The 3,311-nt window shown below is 48.3% G+C and carries 5 protein-coding genes; all 5 read right to left on the bottom strand.

Going from position 1 to position 3,311, the window contains the following annotated elements; genetic code table 11:
- Window positions 1-866: ABC transporter permease (locus WBV75_RS09900; RefSeq protein WP_424120458.1), on the bottom strand; the 866-nt coding region annotated here is incomplete at its 3' end.
- 32 nt (window positions 867-898) lie between these two features.
- Window positions 899-2,143 (bottom strand): ABC transporter permease, encoded by a 1,245-nt coding sequence (locus WBV75_RS09895; protein WP_424120457.1) that lies wholly within the window; start codon window positions 2,141-2,143, stop codon window positions 899-901.
- A gap of 104 nt (window positions 2,144-2,247) precedes the next feature.
- On the bottom strand, window positions 2,248-2,472 hold the full coding sequence (locus tag WBV75_RS09890) for a hypothetical protein (protein WP_424120456.1): 225 nt from the start codon (window positions 2,470-2,472) through the stop codon (window positions 2,248-2,250).
- Window positions 2,472-3,011 (bottom strand): DUF420 domain-containing protein, encoded by a 540-nt coding sequence (locus WBV75_RS09885; RefSeq protein WP_424120455.1) that lies wholly within the window; start codon window positions 3,009-3,011, stop codon window positions 2,472-2,474. Before WBV75_RS09885 ends, WBV75_RS09890 begins: the two co-directional genes overlap by 1 nt.
- A partial coding sequence (locus WBV75_RS09880) for an SCO family protein (protein ID WP_424120454.1) occupies window positions 3,001-3,311 on the bottom strand: 311 nt, incomplete at its 5' end. The genes WBV75_RS09880 and WBV75_RS09885, both read right to left, overlap by 11 nt.

Genomic DNA, 3,311 nt, shown 5'->3' with positions numbered 1-3,311 from the left:
GCTATAAATCGCATCGCCCCGAACAAACTCTCCACGCGGTTGAATTGTTCAAAGAGATCGAAATACCCGATGGCGCGCTGGTCTTCCGGGTGCACCCGGTGCTGAGCCTTTAAAAAACTGACAATATCCTCTTTCAATGAGGAAATTGAAGTCTCGTCCTGGGCGGTGATTGCCATCCAACCCACATTATCCGCCCGGTTAAAGGCCTGGGAAAATGCCGTGAAGGGAACGAATATTTGCTTCTGGCCCTCTTCCCCATTCCCGTCGTTTGAGCTTTTTCGGTAGGTACCCACAACGACGAAATTGACTCCCTGAATTTTGATATAGGTCCCCAGGATCTCTTCCCCGGCTTCATAAAGCTCCCGTACGACACCCTGACCTATAATGGCCACCTTCCGCCTCTGCTCAATATCGTTGTGGTTGATAAATCTTCCCCGGGTAATAAGCATGGGCTCCTGTTCGATAAACTCAGGGTAATCCCCGTACACGTTGTATGCCCCGGCTTGTATCCCCCGTACGACATTGTTGGTGCCCTGAAATCCTCCCAGTTGATTCCGGGGAGAAATAAAACGCAATTGTGGGAAATTCTCACGCAAGAGGCTGACATCCTTTATTTTAAAATTGAAATCCCGATCCTTGGGCAGTCCATCGTAGGCCCGTGTGGTACTCCGGGTCCAGATAAACATGGTGTTGGTGGCGATATTATCAAAATCCGATCGGATACCATTCTCCAATCCCTTCCCCGCTGCCAACAGGATGATGAGGATGAGAATCCCCCAAAAAACCCCGAAAGCAGTCAGTATGGTGCGGAACCAGTTTTTGGTCAGCACCTCCAGTATTTCCTTCCAACGATCTCTGCTAAACATGATTTTATGCTTCTGTTTGGGTCTCCTGGTTTTTATTCATCTTTTAAAGCGGTAATCACTTGTACATTGGCAGCTCTCCAGGCGGGGAAAAATCCCGCTATGGTACCCGCCAGGACGAGGACAAAAACCGTGGTCAGGGCTACATTGAGGTTCACTGACGGGTTCATGATATAGTCTACCTCAACATGGGGGCCGATTATTTCCAGAAGGGACATGCTAAAGATCAAACCCAGAAATCCCGAAAATGCGGTGATAAATACCGCCTCGTGAAGGATCATTCCAATAATGGACCAGGGTTTGGCTCCCAGGGCTTTGCGAATACCGATTTCACGGGTGCGTTCCTTTACAACGATTAGCATAATATTGCTTACCCCCACAACCCCGGCAATAATGGTACAGATTCCCACAAACCAGAAAAACAATTTGATATTCCCGGTTAAGGAATAATAGCGTTTCGCCTCTTCGAGGGCACTCCAGACTTCCAGGGCGCTGTCGTCCTCAGGATGCACCGTATGCACCTGCCCGAGGTACTCTTTGAGCTCCTCCTTAAAGACCACGGCCTCTGCCACAGCCTGATCAAAAGTCTCAGCCATGGGCAGGGTATAAGACATGTTGCTAATCCGGTCTCCTCCATTAAATACCCTTTGGGCAGTCGTCAGGGGGATATACAGCGTTTCTTCTTCCCGTTCCCGTTGCTCCTTGAAAACCCCTACAATCTTGAATGGAATCCCCGAAATATCTACAGATTCCCCAATAGGCGAATCCAAATGCCCGAATACATCCTTTTTGATTTTGTTCCCGATCACGATAACCTTAGAAGTATTGACAAGGTCACTGTAATTGATAAACCTGCCTTCAGAAACCCTGGAATTCTCGATAAACTGAAAATCCTCATGTACCCCACGAACCCCGTAAACCAGCGCTTCGTTCCCGTAGGTTATATTCACATCCTGCACAAATATCCGGGCGGAATTATATTCGATCCTGGACTTATTCTGATCTGACCAGTTGCTGTAATCCTCGTTTCTCAGTTGGATTCTGCGCCCGGGGTTCAGGCCTTTAAACTCTTTTGAAGTGATTCCGGGCCAGACCCAAACAGAAGTGGAGGCGTCCTGTTCGAATTCATTTGCGATGCCGTTGCGCATGCCCTGACCAAACCCCAAAAGAATGACGAGTATAAAAATCCCCGACGCCACGGAGAGTCCGGTAAGAAAAGTACGCAGTTTGTTTTTCCGAATAGTTTCGAAGATCTCCTGCCATCTCTCAAGATCAAACATGATGGGTTGGTGTTTTGATTGATGATGTCTTGGCCGTTAAGCTATTAAATAGACTGACCCGGGGCAGAATTGTTACAATTTCAGGTCCCAAAAAGTGTTAATTTTCAGGATCTCATCTTACGGTAAACAATAAAAATGAGGGCGCCAACCAGGATATAGGGGATGGCCATGAGGTAGACAATCCCGTTGTTGATGCCTTCAGCCACCGCGTTGTCTCCATTGCTTTCTAAAACGGCCCGGCACATAGCACACTGCCCAAGTACGGGCTTTATCCCCATCAGGAGGAACGCGGTTATAAAAAGGAGATATTGAAATTTTTTACGGGACATCAATAGGTGTAATAAGGTGAAATCATCAGGTAAACCACAACTCCGGAAACCGCCACATAAAGCCATACAGGAAAAGTAATTCGCGCTATTTTCCGGTGCCCCTCAAAATCTTTGAGATAGGCCCTGGCGTACGTTCTCAGTACCAGGGGGATAACCACTATGGATAAGAAAATGTGACTGATCAGGATAAAGAAATAGACATACCGGAGTACTCCGGTACCCCCATAGGAAGTAGAATCCGATGTCATATGGTAGGCGACATACATAATGAGAAACAAGAGGGAAAGCGCAATACATGTAGTCATCAACTTTTGATGCAATCCCCGATTCCCGTTTTTAATGGCCCAAAGGGCTGCGATCAGGAGGATAGCCGTAAGGCCGTTGATCCCAGCATAAATCGGAGGCAGGAATCCGAGGGGTTCCACGCCCGGGAGTCGTACCCCAAATAGAATGACTACCACTAAAGGCACCGCGATGGAAACCACTGTGATCCATCTGCCAATCCGCTTTTCCTTCTGCCCGGGCACCCTATCTGTCATCTTCCTCCAGTAATTTTCGAATGTCCTCTTTAAGCAGGCTTATTTGTTCCGTCTCCCCGGCATCATTGGCTCCGCGGTCCTCAGGGATAGAGCCACGATAATACACAATAGGGTTTCCATAGGCATCCTCCCGGGACCGTATATACCCTTCCCGGTCGATAAGGGCAAAGAGTCCGGAATGCTCAAAGCCCCCGGGCACCTCTGGCATTTGTTGGGCGTAAATATTAAACCCGGAATTGGCGAGTTCATAAATCACATCCGCATCCCCGGTCAACAGGTGCCAGTCCATATCGGTAATTC

Origin of the sequence: Robiginitalea sp., assembly GCF_049588695.1 — a bacterium.
Taxonomy (GTDB): domain Bacteria; phylum Bacteroidota; class Bacteroidia; order Flavobacteriales; family Flavobacteriaceae; genus Robiginitalea.
Note: the sequence above shows the minus strand (reverse complement) of the source record. Positions and strands in the feature narration are given on the sequence as shown.